This is a genomic window from Streptomyces sp. NPDC050564 (assembly GCF_044457265.1).
In the GTDB taxonomy this organism is placed as follows: domain Bacteria; phylum Actinomycetota; class Actinomycetes; order Streptomycetales; family Streptomycetaceae; genus Streptomyces.
The window spans coordinates 198749-215388 of sequence record NZ_JBITGS010000004.1 but is presented as its reverse complement, the minus strand read 5'-3'; the positions used below and the strand labels follow the sequence as shown (position 1 = coordinate 215388).

Genomic DNA, 16640 nt, shown 5'->3' with positions numbered 1-16640 from the left:
ATCGTGGACGACTATGCGGGACGGGTACTGGCCGACCGCTACCGCCTGCCGCTGCCGCCGTCCGACGAGTACGAACTCGCCGAGACCCGGGCCTTCGACACCTACAGCGGGCAGGAAGTCCTGGTACGGCAGGTGCCGTTGCCGGAGGTCGTCGAGGCCGAGGTGCTCGACGCGGACGGGTTGCCCGAGGGGTTCGTGGCGCGCGACGGCGGGGTCCGGCGGCCGTCCGCGCGGACCACGCGCCGCCCCACCGAACCGGCCGTGCGCCGGGCGATCGAGGCCGCCCAGGCCGCCGCGCAGATCCCCGACCATCCCCGGCTCGACCAGGTCTTCGACGTGTTCGCCGAGGGTGGGTCGCTGTGGATAGTGAGCGAGTTGGTGCCCGCGAGGCCACTGGCCGCGCTGCTCGCCGAGAAGCCGCTGAGCCCCTATCGGGCCGCCGAGGTCGCCTCCGACGTCCTCACCGCGCTGCGGGTGCTGCATGCGCACGGGTGGGTGCACCGGAACATCACCGTACGCACGGTGCTCGTCTGTGACGACGGCCGAGTGATGCTCACCGGCCTGGCGGCCGGGGCCGCGGAGGAGGCGCTGTGCGGGTACGACCCCGTACCGGCCCGGGAGGACGTCGGGACTGAGCCCGGGGGAGCAGCCGGGGCCGGCTCCGGTGGTGGCACCGGGCAGGCGGGGCACGGCGGTTCGCCCGGCGTGGGCGGGAGTGTTCCCCGCGGTCATGGGCCCGGCGGGCCCAGCGATGCCGGAGCCCGGGGCCCGGGTGGGACCGGGTTCGGCGGCGGTGGTGCGCAGGGCGTGGCCGTGGCGGCCACGGCGCCGGGCGCCGATCCGGAAGCCGCGCGGCGGGCGGCGATCGAGGCCCGGGCGGAGCGGGGGACGCCCGATCCGGGGACGCCCGTGGGAGGCGCGGCGGGCGTGGGCCGACGTGCGCTTGAACCAGGGGGCACAGGTGGGTCGGGCGGCGCGGCGGGCGCCGGGGGCGACATCCGCGCGGCACGCGCCGGGGCCATCGCCGCGTACCGCGCCGGAGCGCGCGCCGCCGCCCGCGTACAGGAAGAGCAACGGAGCAACCAGGTCGCGTTGCCCGCGCCCCGGCCCTCGACACCGGCTGAACACGCCGCCGACGGTTCGGCCCCCGCGGCCCGGGCTCCCGGACATGGCGGCTCGCCCCCGCTGCCCGGGCAGGACGGTTCGCCCCAAGTCTCCGGGCACGGCGGCGCACCCCAGGTCACCGGCTACAGCGGCCCGCCCCCGCTGCCGGGTCACGGCGTCGAGCAGCGCCCCCACACTGCGCCCTCGGGTCAGATAGCCGACCCGTACGGGGCCGGGGGCGGCACCAGCTGGCATGGCGCCCAGCCGCGTACCGGAGCCCCTGGCGGTGGCCATGGTCAAGGGCGTGCCGCGCTCCCCGGCGGCGTGAACGCCGCCTCGGCGGGCGGAAGCGGCATCCCGGCGCTCGAGTCCGGGCAGCAGCCCGTCGGCGGTCCCGGCGGTCCCGGCGGTCCCGGCGGTCCCGGCGGTCCCGGCGGTCCCGGCGGTCCCGGAGCCCCGGCGGCCGTCGGCGGTCCGGACAACGCCCCTGGGCAGGCCGGCCGTTGGGACGAGCTCGTCGCCGGGGCGCCGCCGCGCCGGGGGCCGAGCACCGCCCTCGCCGCGGAGCGGGCCCGACATGCGCGGATGGCCGTGGTGGGACCCGTGACCGAGCGATGGGCGCCGGAGCAGGCCCACCCGGTGCAGGAGAACTGGCAGTTGGCGGCGCCGATCGGCCCCGCGACCGACCTGTGGGCGCTGGGCGCGCTGCTCTTCCGAGCCGTTCAGGGACACGCTCCCTACCCGGAGGAGAACACCGCCGAGCTGGTGCAGTTGGTGTGCGCGGAGCCGCCCGCGTTCGCCGAGGAGTGCGGGCCGCTCCGGCCGGTCGTGGAGTCGCTGCTGCGCCAGGACCCCACCGAGCGACTCGAATTCGAGGAACTGCGCGGCTGGCTGCGCTCCCTCGTGCGGTCCGCGCCGGAGCCCGAGGCCGGGGCCCATGTCGTGGCGGCGCCCCCCGTCGACCCGAGTCGGCTGCCGATCGTACGGCGCCGGGGCGAGCTCGTCCGCAGGCGCCGCGCCGGGCTGCCGGCGACCAGCCCGCACGCCCGCCACAAGCGCGCCAAGCAGGAGAAGCCGGCCAAGCCCCGTCGGCTGGGCCGCAATCTGGTCCTGCTGGTCCTGCTTCTGCTGGCCGCGGCGATCACGTACGCCATGGTCTTCATGCCGAAGGCCGAGTCGAGCAGCGGCCGCGGCAGCGGTACGGACGGCGATCGGACCGGTGCGGCCGGAGACGTCAGCCCCGCCCCCGACACCGGCGGGGACAGCAAGGCGAGCAGTGAGCCGCGGCCCGACCAGACCTCTCCCGGAGAGGACAAGAGCCCCTCCGGATCCTCCAGTTCGACGACATCGCAGTCCGGCGGCCCCGATGTCGCCCAGGGTTTCAAGCTGCGCAAGGATTCCGAGGGCTTCCGCGTCGCGGTCGCCGACGGCTGGGACCGTACGCCGAAGACCGGCAGTGGCCAGGTCGTGTACTCCCACGGGGACTTCGAGCTCATCGTCGTACCCGGCCGGGACAGCGCGGCGACGTACGGCAGCGATCCGATGACGTATCAGCGGGAGAACGAGAAGGAGTTGCAGCCGTTCCGGGACTCCACCTGGGCCACGTCCAGCGGGATGCGGCGGATCGACGTGGGCGGGCGGACCATGGCCGAGGGGCAGTTCACCTGGCAGGACTCCGCGGGGCGCTCGCTGTACGTGCGCAACCTCGCGATCCTCATCGGCGGGCGCTACCACGTGGTGCAACTGCGCGGCCCGGAAGCCGAACGTGACGAGGTGACACGCCTGTACGAGCAGGCGTCGGCGACATATCAGGTCACCGGCTGAGCCGTTCACCGTGCCATGAGGCCCTGAACACTAAATGGTTCCCTCCCGTACTCGGAAGGGAGAACCGTCACAGTGCGGTCTCCGTACGACCCCGCCGGTTCCCTGCGCGGGGCCCGCTCTTTAGTCTGACCCTGTCAAGACCATTGCGGGGAAACGTGAATCAGATGCAGGGCCTGCTCCTCGCGGGCCGCTACCGGCTTGTCGACACCATCGGCAGCGGTGGCATGGGCCGGGTGTGGCGCGCTCATGACGAGGTGCTGCACCGCGCGGTCGCGGTCAAAGAGCTGACCGCCGCGCTCTATGTCGCCGAAGGCGACCTGGCCCGGCTGCTCGCCCGCACCCATGCCGAGGCGCGGGCCGCCGCCCGGATCAACCACTCGGCCGTCGTCACCGTGCACGACGTCCTGGAGCACGACAACCGGCCGTGGATCGTCATGGAGCTGGTCGAGGGCAACTCACTGGCCGACGAGGTCAAGGAGCAGGGGCGCGTCGAACCGGCCGAGGCGGCGCGCATCGGCCTGTGGGTGCTGCGCGCGCTGCGGGCCGCGCACGCCGCCGGTGTGCTGCACCGTGATGTGAAGCCCGGGAACGTACTCCTCTCCACTGACCGGCGTGTGCTGCTCACCGACTTCGGGATCGCGCAGGTCGAGGGCGATACGACCATCACGCGTACCGGCGAGATCGTCGGCTCGGTCGACTACCTCGCGCCCGAGCGGGTGCGCGGCCACGATCCGGGGCCCTCGTCAGACCTGTGGGCCCTCGGCGCCACCCTGTACACGGCGGTGGAGGGACGGTCGCCGTTCCGGCGCACCTCGCCGCTGACCACCATGCAGGCCGTGGTCGACGAGGAGCCGGCGGCGCCGCAGCATGCCGGTCCGCTGGAGCCCGTCATCACCGCGCTGCTGTGCAAGGATCCCGCCGGACGGCCCGACGCGGCCGAGGCGGAGCAGATGCTCGCGGAGGCCGTGGAGGGGCGGCGCCCCAAGGCGGCACAGGCGTATGTGCCGACTCAACATGTGGACACGGCCGTTACCCAGGGGCCGGGCCGCGGCGGACCTGGCCCAGGCTATGGGGTGACCCCGCATGTGTCGGCGCCCCATAGGGGCCCGGGCGCAACCATGCATCAGCCCCTGCCCACCGCCGGCCCCTTGCCGAGGAAGCACCGCCGCGGCGGCACGATCGCGCTCGTCATGGTCATGGCCGCGCTCGTCGGCGGTGGCGGCGCCGCGGCCATGAAGTACACGCACGAATGGCGGAAAGACGCCGGTTCCTCCACCGGCAGCACGGTCGGGAGCGGCCAGAAGGACACACAGGACGGCACGAAGAGCGCGCAGCCGACGGCCGAAGGGGCCGTCCCCAGCAGCTGGGTGCGCGTCGACGACGTCGATGGCTTCAGCCTCGCCTTGCCCAGCAAGAGCTGGAAGCGTCAGGCCAACGGCACCCAGGTCGACTACACGCCCGACGGCGGGCAGCACTTCGTACGCATCGCGGTGGACGACTCGCCCGACTTCGACAACCCGTACATGCACCAGCTGGACCTGGAGCAGCAGTTGACGAAGCTGGCCGACTACAAGCGGGTGAGCCTGCAGTCCAACACCTTCCGGGACTGCCACGGTTCGCTGTGGGACTTCACCTGGACCGCGTTGCCGAAGCAGACGCCGTTCCCGGGGCAGCGCCGGGCGATCGAGCAGACGTATCTCGCCCGTGACGGCGTCGAGTACGCGATCTACATGTCGGCGCCCGCGGCGGACTGGGACACCGCACGTCAGCAGTTCGACGCGATCCTGCGCGGCTGGCGCCCCAAGGCCGGGTAAGGCCGGATAACAGCCACGGCGGAGCCGGGGCCCGGAGGGTCTGCGTCCGGTGCGGCATGATGGGGCCCATGGGGACCGAGGGGGAGAACGTCCGTGTGCTCGCCGGCCGCTACCGGCTGGAGGCCAGGATCGGGCGGGGCGGCATGGGCGTCGTATGGCGTGCCACCGACCAACTGCTCGGCCGCCGGGTCGCGGTGAAGGAACTCTCGGTCGACGACTCGCTCTCGGAGGAAGAGGCCCGGCAGCAGCGCGATCGCACCCTGCGCGAGGCCCGCGCCGTCGCGCAGCTGCACCACCCGCACATCATCGTCGTGCACGACGTGGTCGTGGACGACGAACGTCCGTACATCGTCATGGAGTTGATCGACGGCGGCTCGCTCGCCGAACGGATCTCCAGCAGGGGTCCTGTCGACGCGCGCGAGGCCGCCCGCATCGGCATCGACCTGCTGGACGCGCTGCGCCGTGCGCACGACGCGGGCGTTCTGCACCGGGACCTCAAGCCCGCCAACGTCCTGATGGAGGCGGGCACCGACCGTGTCGTCCTCACCGACTTCGGCATCGCCCAGGTCGCGGGCGCGACGACGCTCACCGAGAGCGGGGCGTTCGTCGGCTCGCCCGAATACACCGCGCCCGAGCGGATGTCCGGGGTCAGGACGGGCCCGGAGTCCGACCTGTGGTCGCTGGGCGCGCTGCTGTGCACCATCCTGAGTGGCGAATCGCCGTTCCGTCGGGACTCGTTGGGCGGCATCCTGCACGCGGTCGTCGTCGACGAGATCCGTCCGCCCGCCCAGGCCGCGCCGCTGCTGCCCGTCGTACGGGGGCTGCTGGAACGCGATCCCGAGCGGCGGCTCGACGCGGGGGAGGCGGAGCGGATGCTGCGCGCCTTTTGGGACACGGGCCGTACGCCACGGCTGCAAACCCCCTACACGCCCACGCAGCGCGACGTACCGAGACCGAAGCCCGTGCCCTCGCCGCCACCCCCTCCTGCCGCCGCGCCGGAGCGCCCGCCGAAGCCGTCCACGCGAGGCGTCCTCGTCGCCGCCGCGCTGGTCGCGGCGATGGCCGGGGCGGGGGTGTCGGCGGCGGCGCTGCTGATGAACGATGGCGGAGGCGGTACGCCGTCCCCAACCAGTACGTCGCAGTCCACGGCGGGTACGTCGGCGAGCGCGTCGAAGTCGACACCGGCGCCCGCGAGCCCCGCGCCCACCGTCACCGTGACCCGGCAGCAGACACCGACCACAACCGGTCGCAAGGCGCCTTCGGGCTACCGAATTGCACCGGATCCGAACGGCTTCTCGCTCGCCGTGCCCGACGACTTCACGCGCGATCCGCAGGGCGAGCGCGTCTTCTACATGTCACCGGGGCAGACCTTCCGCATCGGCATCAAGGTCGCCGATCCCGAGACGGGCGGCCCGCTCGCGGTGATGCGCCGGGCGGACACCAAGGGGTCCTCCACGAACCCGGGCTACCGCGACGGCACCGTCACGAGCACCACGCACGACGGACAGCCCGCCGCGCTCTGGGAGTTCACGTGGAACGGCTTCAGCAAGGCGGAGGGCGCACGGCACACGTACGACGTCTGCTGGGAGGAGGGCGGCCGGATGTACGACGTGTGGGTCTCGGCGCCGGTCGGGAAGGTGACGGAGGCGAAGGAGTACTTCGACGTGGCGGTGGACACGTTCGTGGCGTCGTGAGCGGGCGCCCCCGTGCGAGCGGGCGCCCCCGTGCGAGCGGGCGCCCTCGTGCGGTCGTGGGCGGGCACCGTCGTACGCACGTAATCGGCGTATAAGAGGCGGCCCGCGTCACGGGTCTGTGACCGGAGAGCGATCGGGCTGGAAGCCTAACCGCTCGCCGCGATAGAGATGGACCTATGAGCAACAACGGGGGAGCCCCTTACGGGTCCGACGAGCCAACCAGTTTCGGTCTGCAACCGCCGCGGCCGGGCGTGCCCGCGCAGCAGTCGGGCGGGTCGGCACAACAGTCGGGCGTGCCTTCGCAGCAGCCCGGCGTCCCGTATCCGGGCAATCCCTATGCCGCACCCACCCAGGTCGTGCCCGAGCGAGAGGCACAGGACCCGGGAGCCGGTCGGCTGATAGCCGGCCGTTACCGACTCCTCTCCAAGCTCGGCCACGGTGGCATGGGCACCGTCTGGCGGGCCAAGGACGAGACGGTGGACCGTGAGGTCGCCGTCAAGGAGCCGCGCGTTCCGGACCATCTTCCCGAGCGTGAACGCGCCAACGCCTTCGAGCGGATGCGACGCGAGGCGCGTGCGGCGGCGCGGCTCGACCACCCCGCGGTCGTGAACGTCCACGACGTCGCGGTGGTGGACGGTCAGCCCTGGATCGTCATGGAGCTGGTGCAGGGCCGCTCGCTGGGCGACGCCCTCCAGGAGGGCACGCTCGACGTCCGCGAGGCCGCGCGCGTCGGTCTGGAGGTCCTCGGCGCCCTGGAGGCGGCGCATGCGACGGGAATCCTGCACCGCGACGTCAAGCCCGACAACGTCCTGCTCGGGCGCCACGACCGTGTCGTCCTCACCGACTTCGGCATCGCCCAGATCGAGGGCGAGACCAATCTGACGGACACCGGCGGCTTCGTCGGATCGCCCGAGTACATCGCCCCGGAACGGGTACTGGGCCAGCGGCCCGGCCCGGCTTCCGACCTCTGGTCGCTCGGCGTGGTGCTCTACGCGGCGAGCGAGGGCGTCTCCCCGTTCCGCCGCAGCAACACGCCCGCCACGCTCCAGTCGGTCCTCAACTCCACGCCCGCGCCGCCCGCTTCGGCGAACGGCTCGCTCGCGGAGGTGATCAACGGCCTGCTCGACAAGGACCCGTCCCGGCGCCCCGACGCGGCCCGGGTCCGCCGTCTCCTGGAGGCGGCCGTGCAGCCGCCGGCACCGGCGCCGACGCAGGTCGTGCAGATCGCGGGACCGGGCGGCAAGGGGCTGCGGGTCGGCCGCAAGACCCTGTTCGGCCTCGGCGCGGCGGTCGTCGCGGCGGCGGTGGCGGCGTACCTGGTGATCGCGAACCCGTTCGCGGGACCGCTGCCGGACGGCTGGAAGAAGCCTCACGAGACGGACGTCGCCGCGACGCTGGCGGTGCCCAAGGACTACCAGAGATCCACGCCGGACCGGAGTTCGGACAAGGGGCACTGGGTCACGTACACCGACTGGAGCGGGAGCATCTGGATCGGTCTGACCCTCGCCAAGAAGTCCGAGGACGCGAGCAAGCAGATCAAGGATTCCGCGCGGGCGGAAATGTACGCCGACGACGGTGAGTTCAAAGACAGCGGCAAGTACGAACTGAGCATGCCCGAGGGGGCGAAGACGACCCCCGAGGGGAACACGACGTACCACGGCAAGGAGTCTGCCGAGAACACGGTCGTCTACACGACCACCGACAGCCAGAACCCCCGCCCCCGCGAACTGAAGATTTTCTACTACAAGTCCGCGGCGGGGGACATGTACAAGCTCACGATCAGCTACCCGGGCAAGGGCGACTTCACGGCCCGGGGCCGTGAAGTCGCCAAGGCGGCGATCGCGAACCTGGACATCGACAAGCTGTGAGAAGCCTCTTCGCACGGGCTCGGGCGAGAGCTTCTTCGGACGGGCTCAGGCGAGCTTGGCGGCCTGAGCCTTGATGATCTCGGCCGGGATGGTGTAGTCGCCGGCCGTGGCGCCGTCGGCGAAGGCCGCCAGGCTCAGCGTGTAGTACGTGGCGACGGTGCTGCCGTGCCGTACGACCTCGCCGTGCACGACGACCTTGTCGCCCTCCGCGTCCCCGGTCACGGCGAAGGCCAGCGACTCGTCACCGCTGCCGGACGCCTTCTCGGCCTCGACCTTGGTGAACTTCTGCGTGTCGCCCTTCGCCGTGGCCTTGAAGCCGCTCGCGCAGCCCTTGATCGCGTCGGAGACGGAGGACATCGTCTCCTTCGCGCCGTCACCCTCGTACGAGGAGAGCGAGACGATCGTCACCGTCGCGCCGAGGGCGTCGGTGATCGACTTCATCGCGTCGTCGAGCTCCTCGTCCGTCATGTCCTCCATGCTCTTGGTCGAGGACGCGCTGGGAGAGGCCGAAACCTCCTGGGTGGCCATGCGGTTGACGTACGCGGCCGAGTCGCCGGGCGCGAAACCGGTCACGACGTACGCGATCGGCGCGCACTTCTCGTCCACGACCTTCACGTCGTCCTTGGAGGAAGCGAACCCCTCGGACTGGTCGGCCGGCCCGACCTTGTATCCGTCGACGTCAGCCGTCGCGATGACCCGGTCCTTCAACTCGGCGGCGGTGAGCGTCTTCGCGGCCGTCGTCGACTTGTCCGAGCCCGCGGCCTTGTCACCGTCCTTGGAGCCGGAGTCCGACCCGCTGTCGGAGCAGCCTGTGGCGAGGATGAGCGAGAGGGCTGACACGGCTACTGCGATGCCGGGACGTGACAGCGCGATTCTCTTCATTCTGGGGAAAGTCCTTCGGTGTGCGGACACGGCCGACCGCGCAGCGGACACGGGCCGACCGCTCGAACCGGCGCGATCGATCTGGCCATGTACATGAGGTAAATGGACTATGAGTCAAAGGTCAAGGAACCGTCAAGCCGCAATCATGTAATCGCCACACAGTCATCGGCAGTTCGGCGGTTCCGCAGCTCCGAGGTGTGGCGCACCTCGGCGGTCCGGTGCTCATCGAATGCCTCACGGGCGGGCAGGTGACGATTGCCAAGATTCCGCCGGGCGGTGACCAACCCGTGATCGCCGGTCGAACAACGCCCTGATCAGCGCGTTTGTTGCCAGCGATCACTGGCAGTGTGTGTGTACTCCGTGAAAGGCCGTTACCGACGGGTACCCAAAGGCGCCGGGCAGGCATACCCTGCGGCTCATGACGGACTCGCAGGCCGCGGAGCAGGCCACGGAAGACACCGGTACGGAAACCCTCGGTTCCGAAGCCCCCGGCACGGACGGCACCACCGCCGCTGCCGCCCCGGTCGGCACCAACCCCCTCGCCCCCGCGCCCGCAGGGGCCCGCACCGCCGTCGACGTCGTCACGCCCGAGCTGGTCGCCCAGCTCACGAAGGGTGTCGTCGGGTCCGGACGGACCGCCAACCACACGCCGTTCACCGGCGAGAAGCTGGCGGACCTGCCCGAGTCCACCCCCGAGGATGTAGCGGAAGCCTTCGCGCGGGCGCGCAAGGCTCAGGTCGCCTGGGGCGCCACCCCCGTGCGGCAGCGCGCCGCCGTCCTCCTCCGCTTCCATGACCTGGTGCTCGCCCGCCAGGCCGAGGTGCTGGACCTCATCCAGCTGGAGACCGGCAAGGCCCGCCTGCACGCGCACGAGGAGGTGCAGGCCGTCGTCGTGGCAGCCCGGCACTACGGGCGCAAGGCGCCGTCGTACCTGCGTGCCAAGCGGCACACCGGCGCCGTCCCCACCCTCACCAAGGTCACCGAACTCCGCCACCCGCGGGGCGTCGTCGGCCAGATCGCGCCCTGGAACTACCCGCTGGAGCTGTCCGTCGGCGACGCGCTTCCCGCCTTCGTCGCGGGCAACGCCGTCGTGATGAAGCCCGACACCGAGACCTGCCTGACCGCCCTGTGGGCCCGCGACCTGCTCATCGAGGCCGGGCTGCCCGCCGAGGTCTTCCAGGTCGTCATCGGGGACGGTCCGGTCGTCGGACCCGAGGTCGTCAAGCACGCCGACTACGTCTCGTTCACCGGGTCCACGCGGACCGGACGCGAAGTGGCCCAGGGTGCGGCCGCCCGCCTCGTCGGAGTCTCCCTCGAACTCGGCGGCAAGAACGCCATGGTGGTCCTCGAGGACGCCGACATCGACAAGGCCGCCGCCGGCGCCGTCCGCGCCTGCTTCTCCTCCGCCGGCCAACTCTGCATATCCATCGAGCGGTTGTACGTCCATGAGTCCATCGCGGATGTGTTCGCGGAGCGATTCGCCGCGCGGACCAAGGCCATGCGGCTCGGCACGTCCCTCGCGTACGGGGCCGACATGGGCTCGCTGGTCGGGGAGCGGCAGCTGGAGACGGTGACGCGGCATGTGGAGGAGGCCCTCGCGAAGGGCGCGAAGCTCGTCGCGGGTGGTGTGGCCCGGCCCGACATCGGCCCCTACTTCTTCGAGCCCACCATCCTCGACGGGGTGGAAGCCCCCATGGCCGTCTGTGCCGAGGAGACCTTCGGGCCCGTGGTCTCGCTCTACCGCTTCAAGACCGAGGACGAGGTCGTCGAGCTCGCCAACTCCACGCCGTACGGCCTCAATTCGTCCGTCTGGACCAAGGACGGGCGTAGGGGGCGCGCGGTCGCGGCGCGGCTGCGCACCGGCACCGTCAACGTCAACGAGGGCTACGCCCCCGCGTACGGCAGTGTCCAGTCGCCCATGGGCGGCATGAAGGACTCCGGCCTCGGCCGCCGCCACGGCTCCGAGGGCATCCTCAAGTACACCGAGGCACAGACGGTCGCCCAGCAGCGGCTGCTGCCGATGGCACCGTCGCTCGGCATGGACGACGAGGGCTACGCGAAGTTCATGAGCCGAAGCCTGCGGGTCATGAAGGCATTCCGGCTCCGATAGGGCGCCTCAAACAGTTCTCAACGAGGAGAGCAGCACGTGTCACAGGAGAACTCTGTCCACCACTCGGATGATGGCGCCTACGACTACGACGTCATCGTCGTCGGCTCTGGCTTCGGCGGATCGGTGACCGCCCTCCGGCTCACCGAAAAGGGCTATCGCGTGGGGGTGTTGGAGGCGGGCCGCCGCTTCACCCGCGACGCGCTGCCCAAGAACTCCTGGGACATCAAGAACTATCTCTGGGCCCCGAAGCTCGGCATGTACGGCATCCAGCGCATCCATCTGCTGGGCAACGTGATGGTGCTGGCGGGAGCGGGCGTCGGAGGCGGGTCCCTGAACTACGCCAACACCCTCTACGTACCGCCGAAGCCCTTCTTCGAGGACCCGCAGTGGAAGGACATCACGGACTGGGAAGGGGAGTTGAAGCCGTACTACGACCAGGCCCGGCGCATGCTGGGCGTGCGGCTCAACCCGACCATGACGCCGTCGGACGTGCATCTCAAGGCGGCCGCGGAGCGGATGGGCGTCGGCGACACCTTCCACATGGCGCCGGTGGGCGTCTTCTTCGGCGACGGGGAGGACGCCGACGGAGCGGTGAAGGCCAAGGCCGGTGAGGAGGTCGCCGACCCGTACTTCGGTGGCGCCGGCCCCACCCGCAAGGCCTGCACCGAGTGCGGCGAGTGCATGACGGGCTGCCGCCACGGCGCGAAGAACACCCTCAACGAGAACTATCTGTACCTGGCCGAGAAGGCGGGCGCCGTCGTGCACCCGATGACGACCGTCGTGTCGGTCACGGACGACTCACAGGGCGGGTACGCCGTCCAGACCCTCCCCACGGACGAGAAGCGCAAGGGGCGGGGACGAACCTTCAAGGCGCGCCGGGTCGTCCTCGCGGCCGGCACCTACGGCACACAGACCCTGCTGCACCGTATGAAGGCGGGCGGTCAACTGCCGTACATCTCGCAGAAGCTGGGCGAGCTGACCCGCACCAACTCCGAGGCGCTGGTGGGCGCGCAGACCGACAACCGCCGCTACCGCAAGGCCACCGGTGAGCCGAAGGTCGACTTCACGCGCGGAGTCGCCATCACGTCATCCATCCACCCCGACGAGAACACCCATATCGAGCCGGTCCGCTACGGCAAGGGATCCAACTCGATGGGCGGACTCTCCATCCTCCAAGTCCCTTACACGGAGGGCTCGTCGAGGATCCTGGGCTGGCTGGCCAACGCCGCCAGGCACCCGCTGCTGGTGCTGCGCTCGCTCTCCAACCGCCGCTGGTCCGAGCGGACGATCATCGGGCTGGTGATGCAGTCGCTCGACAACTCGCTGACGACCTATCTGAAGCCCAAGGGCGCCGGAAAGGGCCTGTTGACGGCCCGCCAGGGCCATGGTGCGCCCAACCCCAAGCAGATCAGGGCGGCTTCGGAAGGCGCCTCCGCGATCGCCGCCGAGATCAACGGCTTCGCGGGCAGCAACGTGGGGGAGCTGATGGGCACGCCGCTCACCGCGCACTTCCTGGGCGGCTGCCCGATCGGTGCCGGCGCCGAGGAGGGCGTCATCGACCCGTACCACCGGCTGTACGGTCACCCGGGCATCTCCGTCGTCGACGGCGCCGCCGTCTCCGCCAACCTCGGCGTCAACCCGTCGCTCACCATCACCGCCCAGGCCGAGCGCGCGATGTCGTACTGGCCCAACAAGGGCGAGGCCGATCCGCGTCCGGCGCCCGGGGCGGGGTACGAGCGTCTCAAGCCGGTGGAGCCGCGGCACCCCGCTGTCCCCGCGGAGGCGTTCGGCGCGCTGAAGCTGCCGTTCCTGGGGATGCCGACGGTGCCGCCGAAGTCGTAACCCGTACCCCGTCATCCATACGACGAAGGACCTGCGCCCCCCTCCGAGCGCAGGTCCTTCTTCTTGTACGAGGCGTGATGCCTACGTGTGCTGTGTCCGGCCGCCTTACGCGGTCGCGTCACCCGACTTGCGGCGACGGACCACGAACACCGCACCGGCACCGGCGACGACGGCGAGACCGCCGGCGAGGCCGATCATCGGCAGGGCGGAGCTGGAGCCGGTCTCGGCGAGGCTGCCGTCGACCTCCGGCGTGTTGCTCTTGTCGGCCGGCTTGTCCGAGACCGGAGCCTTGCCGCCTTCCTGCGGCTTGGTGCCGTCGGTGTCCGTGCCGGCGGCGACGATCTGGAACTTGTAGGCGACCTCGCCGAAGCCCGTGCACTCGCCGTCGGCGTCGCCGTAGATGCTGGCGCCGAGGGAGAAGCCGGCGCCGACCGGGGCGCTGGACTTGACGTTGATACGGAGCGGGATGTTGACCTCGTAGTCGGGCTTGAGCTCGTCGGTGTAGCCGACGAAGCCGACCGCGTAACCCTCGGAGTCGACGTCCTCCCAGACCTTGTCGTCCGGGTTGTAGGCCTGGAGCTGGACCTTCTTGCTCTGGAAGAGGTCCTCACCCGCCTTGTCGGAGGACGCGCCGGCGAAGAAGCCGAGGTCGCTCAGGGTGGACTCGGAGTTGTTGGCCACGTTCAGGGAGAACTTGTGCCAGCCGCTGCCCGCCGCGATCTTGCCTGGCAGGCCGCTGATGGACACGTCGACCTTGGAGTCCTCGCACGCGGACGGCTCCGGGTCCGGCGACTCCGACTCCTCGGGCGCGGAGGTGCTCGGCGCGGGGGTGGAAGCGGAGGCGGACGCGGACGCGGAGTCGCTCGGGGCGGGAGCGGTCTCGGTCGCGGACTCGGACACAGAGGCCGAGGCGGAGGCGGTCGGCTCGGAAGTCGTCTCAGTCGCGGACGGCGACGCCGACTCGCTCGGAGACTCGGGCGCGGTCGCGGACGGCGAGGAGCTGGGGTCCTCCGTCGCGAACGCGGCCGGCGCGGACAGCAGCGCCAGCGGGGCTATGACAGCCGTCGCGGCCGCAACGGCCATGGCACGGCGAAGCTTCATGAAGACCTCGGAAAGTCCGGGTGCACCGCGGCTCCGCGGCGCTCGTATGGGTGAGGCCTCCGCGTGTGGGGCGCGGGTGTGGCCGTTGGTTCTGCAGGTGTGACCGGCGAAGCGTGTGAATGGTTGCGCCACGTTTCACAGAAATCTTATGTGGGCTGAGTCACATCCAAGTGCGCCTTGTGGACAGCCATTCGAACCGCCTAGAACTGACCTTCGTGTCTGACAAGCAGCCTGAGGAAACCGGGGAATCCGGGGAGCCCGCCGTCCCTGACGATGTGTGGGAGCGGTTCGCCCGCGACAGCGAACGCGACATCCGGCAGTCGGCGCCGAAGGAGCCTTCCGCGCGGGCGCGCATGGTGACGGAGCGGCTGCGGCAGCAGGAGGCGCGGGGCGCTCAGCCGGAGGGCTGGCGAACGGGCCCCGCATGGCAGGAAACGAACGCTCGCGCGACCCGTCGCCGTCGCCTGTGGGCGATCATCGGCGTGCCGCTCGCGATCGCGGCGGCGGTCGTGGCGATGAAGCCGTCGCTGCTGCCCGGCGATCCGTTCGGCACGTCGTCCGACGTCCCTGCGGCCGCCGCCTCGCTGCCGCCGGAAACGGCGGCCCCGACCGCACCGCCCTCCTCCGCGGCGCCCGACACACCCACCCTGGACAGGCCGTTCGCCGGATCGCCCGCCGAGGGCTGGGCCGACGGCGCGGCCGGCATCGTCGTACCGAAGGCCGCTCCGGTCGGCTCACTGACCCGAGCTCAGGTGGCCACGGCCCTGCGGCAGACGAAGGCCCTGCTCATCGACGCGAATCTCAACCCGGCCACTCTGCGCGGCGATCGCCCCGCAACCGCGCTCGCCACCCTCGATCCCAAGCAGCCCAAGCTGCTCGACGACGTGAAGAGCCGGCTGCGCGAGCCGGGCAAGGAGCGCGATCCGCTGGCGCTCTTCAGCCGCTTCGATCCCGGCGAGACGCGACTGGTCGGGGACGTGGTCAAGACGCGCGGTCGGATGACCTTCAAGGCGGGCGAGCACGCGTCCGTCGCCGTCCACGCCGACTACACCTTCGTGTATCCGGTGGCCCCCGCCGACAAGGGCTCGACCGAGGTGACCCGCACCATCGTGCGCCGCGTCCTCGACGTGGAGGTCGCCGACCCGAGGAAGTACCGGGCCACCCCGGGCAAGTTGTGGATCCTCCGGTTCGACCAGGATCTGGCCAACTCCGCCTGTGACGTCTACGACGGTTTCCTGCACCCGCAGTTCGCCTCGGCCGCTCCCACGGGTGCGCCCCCGAGCGGGCCCACCACCGACCCGTACGACCGCAGCCGTGACATCGAGCGCTCCGCCCCGGACACCTGCGGGACGGTGTCCCGCACCTGAGCGTCGAGGGCGGGGAGTGACGGCATGGCGAAGGGCCCCGCGGGGACGGAGCCGCGGGGCCCTTCTTCGTCAGCACCGACGTCAGGGCAGCGCCGGTGCCTGGGAGCGGCGCCGGGGGGTTGCGCCGCTGGTCCGGGGGTGACCACCCGGTCGTGCGCCCCGGCGCGCGAGGGTCGCGCACGTGGTGTCGACCATTGGCAGTCGGGACGTGGGGCTGTTCTCGTGGGCTGTTCTCGCATCGTGCTGGATGGGCAACGGCCTCCGCAACCGCCTGGACCACCTCTGAACAGATTCCGCCGGTCGGCCCCGGGCGTCCCCGGGGCCGACCGTTCTCTTGAGTGACCGGGCTGCTGTCCCCTGCCGTCCGGTCACATCCCTGGAGCGAGGTCCCACGACGCACGGCACGATCCGTACGCCTCACCGCTCCAGCGAAGCCACGCGTGGTTCTTTCGGGCCCGCCCCTGGCTGACACGGACACCGGGACCAACGAAGCCCGCGGCAAGGCGGTCACGCGCCGTACGGGTGAGACGGAATGCGTACGTGCGTGCACCGAGTACGGGTTCATGTGCCGTGCGCGGGATTCAGATACGACCCCGGCACAGCTCCAGCAGGGTCATGGCCAGCGTGGTGCCGGGCTTGCCCAGCGCGTCCCTGAAGTGGCCGAGGATCTCCATCTCGCGCGAGAGGTTCACCCGGCGGCCGCCGGAGGCGATCCGGGCCTCCTGGATCACCGCCGAGACCGCCATGCGTTCCTGGACGAGACCGATGATCCGGTCGTCGAGAGCGTCGATGCGCTCACGGGCGCCGGTGATCACGTCGGCGGCCTCGTCGGTGCGGGCGCCGGTCTTGTCGAGTACGTCGGCCATGGTGGGGCTCCTCGGTGGAAGGGGTGCCCCGGAGCGGCAGGTCCCGGAAACGACAGACGCCCCGGGCCTTGTCGGCCCGGGGCGCCTGGGAAGTCGCTTGTCAGTTGCTCAAGCAGCACGACCATGGCAGCCGGTGGGCCGGTTGCCATAGGTAAACGCGAAGGTCTG

The 16640-nt window shown here is 71.2% G+C and carries 10 protein-coding genes; 7 read left to right on the top strand and 3 right to left on the bottom strand.

The annotated features are described in order from the left end of the window. The first annotated feature begins 3 nt into the window (after window positions 1–3). The 4 genes from ACIBK0_RS08625 (at window position 4) to ACIBK0_RS08610 (ending at window position 8304) form a co-directional block, all read left to right on the top strand. Window positions 4–2928 carry a protein kinase gene (locus tag ACIBK0_RS08625; protein ID WP_399077072.1) on the top strand — a complete coding sequence of 975 codons (2925 nt, stop codon included), beginning with the start codon at window positions 4–6 and terminating at the stop codon, window positions 2926–2928. Between the two features lie 164 nt (window positions 2929–3092). Then, window positions 3093–4742, top strand: coding sequence for a serine/threonine-protein kinase (locus tag ACIBK0_RS08620; RefSeq protein ID WP_399077368.1), 1650 nt, complete (start codon window positions 3093–3095; stop codon window positions 4740–4742). Window positions 4743–4810: 68 nt separating this feature from the next. Continuing rightward, complete coding sequence (locus tag ACIBK0_RS08615) at window positions 4811–6436, top strand: protein kinase (RefSeq protein ID WP_399077070.1); 1626 nt, start codon at window positions 4811–4813, stop codon at window positions 6434–6436. Between the two features lie 176 nt (window positions 6437–6612). Continuing rightward, window positions 6613–8304 carry a serine/threonine-protein kinase gene (locus ACIBK0_RS08610; protein WP_399077068.1) on the top strand — a complete coding sequence of 564 codons (1692 nt, stop codon included), beginning with the start codon at window positions 6613–6615 and terminating at the stop codon, window positions 8302–8304. Window positions 8305–8349: 45 nt separating this feature from the next. Here the strand turns inward: ACIBK0_RS08610 and ACIBK0_RS08605 are convergent, their stop codons facing one another. After that, on the bottom strand, window positions 8350–9186 hold the full coding sequence (locus ACIBK0_RS08605) for a hypothetical protein (RefSeq protein WP_399077066.1): 837 nt from the start codon (window positions 9184–9186) through the stop codon (window positions 8350–8352). Between the two features lie 418 nt (window positions 9187–9604). Here ACIBK0_RS08605 and ACIBK0_RS08600 point away from each other — a divergent pair, with 418 nt between their 5' ends. Beyond that, window positions 9605–11296, top strand: a complete 1692-nt coding sequence (locus tag ACIBK0_RS08600) for a succinic semialdehyde dehydrogenase (RefSeq protein WP_399077064.1) — start codon at window positions 9605–9607, stop codon at window positions 11294–11296. 36 nt (window positions 11297–11332) lie between these two features. Then, complete coding sequence (locus ACIBK0_RS08595; protein ID WP_399077062.1) at window positions 11333–13138, top strand: GMC oxidoreductase; 1806 nt, start codon at window positions 11333–11335, stop codon at window positions 13136–13138. A gap of 105 nt (window positions 13139–13243) precedes the next feature. Here the strand turns inward: ACIBK0_RS08595 and ACIBK0_RS08590 are convergent, their stop codons facing one another. Continuing rightward, the gene (locus ACIBK0_RS08590; protein ID WP_399077060.1) at window positions 13244–14239 is read right to left on the bottom strand and encodes an LAETG motif-containing sortase-dependent surface protein; all 996 of its coding nucleotides are present in this window, start codon (window positions 14237–14239) and stop codon (window positions 13244–13246) included. A gap of 215 nt (window positions 14240–14454) precedes the next feature. Here ACIBK0_RS08590 and ACIBK0_RS08585 point away from each other — a divergent pair, with 215 nt between their 5' ends. Further along, complete coding sequence (locus ACIBK0_RS08585; RefSeq protein WP_399077058.1) at window positions 14455–15606, top strand: hypothetical protein; 1152 nt, start codon at window positions 14455–14457, stop codon at window positions 15604–15606. A gap of 581 nt (window positions 15607–16187) precedes the next feature. Here the strand turns inward: ACIBK0_RS08585 and ACIBK0_RS08580 are convergent. Next, window positions 16188–16472, bottom strand: a complete 285-nt coding sequence (locus tag ACIBK0_RS08580; protein ID WP_399077056.1) for a chorismate mutase — start codon at window positions 16470–16472, stop codon at window positions 16188–16190. Window positions 16473–16640 lie beyond the last annotated feature (168 nt).

Excerpts from the sequence above, each read along its gene's own strand:
- ACIBK0_RS08620 (WP_399077368.1), top strand. The coding sequence starts at position 3,093 with ATGCAGGGCCTGCTCCTCGCGGGCCGCTACCGGCTTGTCGACACCATC.
- ACIBK0_RS08615 (WP_399077070.1), top strand. The coding sequence starts at position 4,811 with ATGGGGACCGAGGGGGAGAACGTCCGTGTGCTCGCCGGCCGCTACCGG.
- ACIBK0_RS08610 (WP_399077068.1), top strand. The coding sequence starts at position 6,613 with ATGAGCAACAACGGGGGAGCCCCTTACGGGTCCGACGAGCCAACCAGT.
- ACIBK0_RS08605 (WP_399077066.1), bottom strand. The coding sequence starts at position 9,186 with ATGAAGAGAATCGCGCTGTCACGTCCCGGCATCGCAGTAGCCGTGTCA.
- ACIBK0_RS08600 (WP_399077064.1), top strand. The coding sequence starts at position 9,605 with ATGACGGACTCGCAGGCCGCGGAGCAGGCCACGGAAGACACCGGTACG.
- ACIBK0_RS08590 (WP_399077060.1), bottom strand. The coding sequence starts at position 14,239 with ATGAAGCTTCGCCGTGCCATGGCCGTTGCGGCCGCGACGGCTGTCATA.
- ACIBK0_RS08580 (WP_399077056.1), bottom strand. The coding sequence starts at position 16,472 with ATGGCCGACGTACTCGACAAGACCGGCGCCCGCACCGACGAGGCCGCC.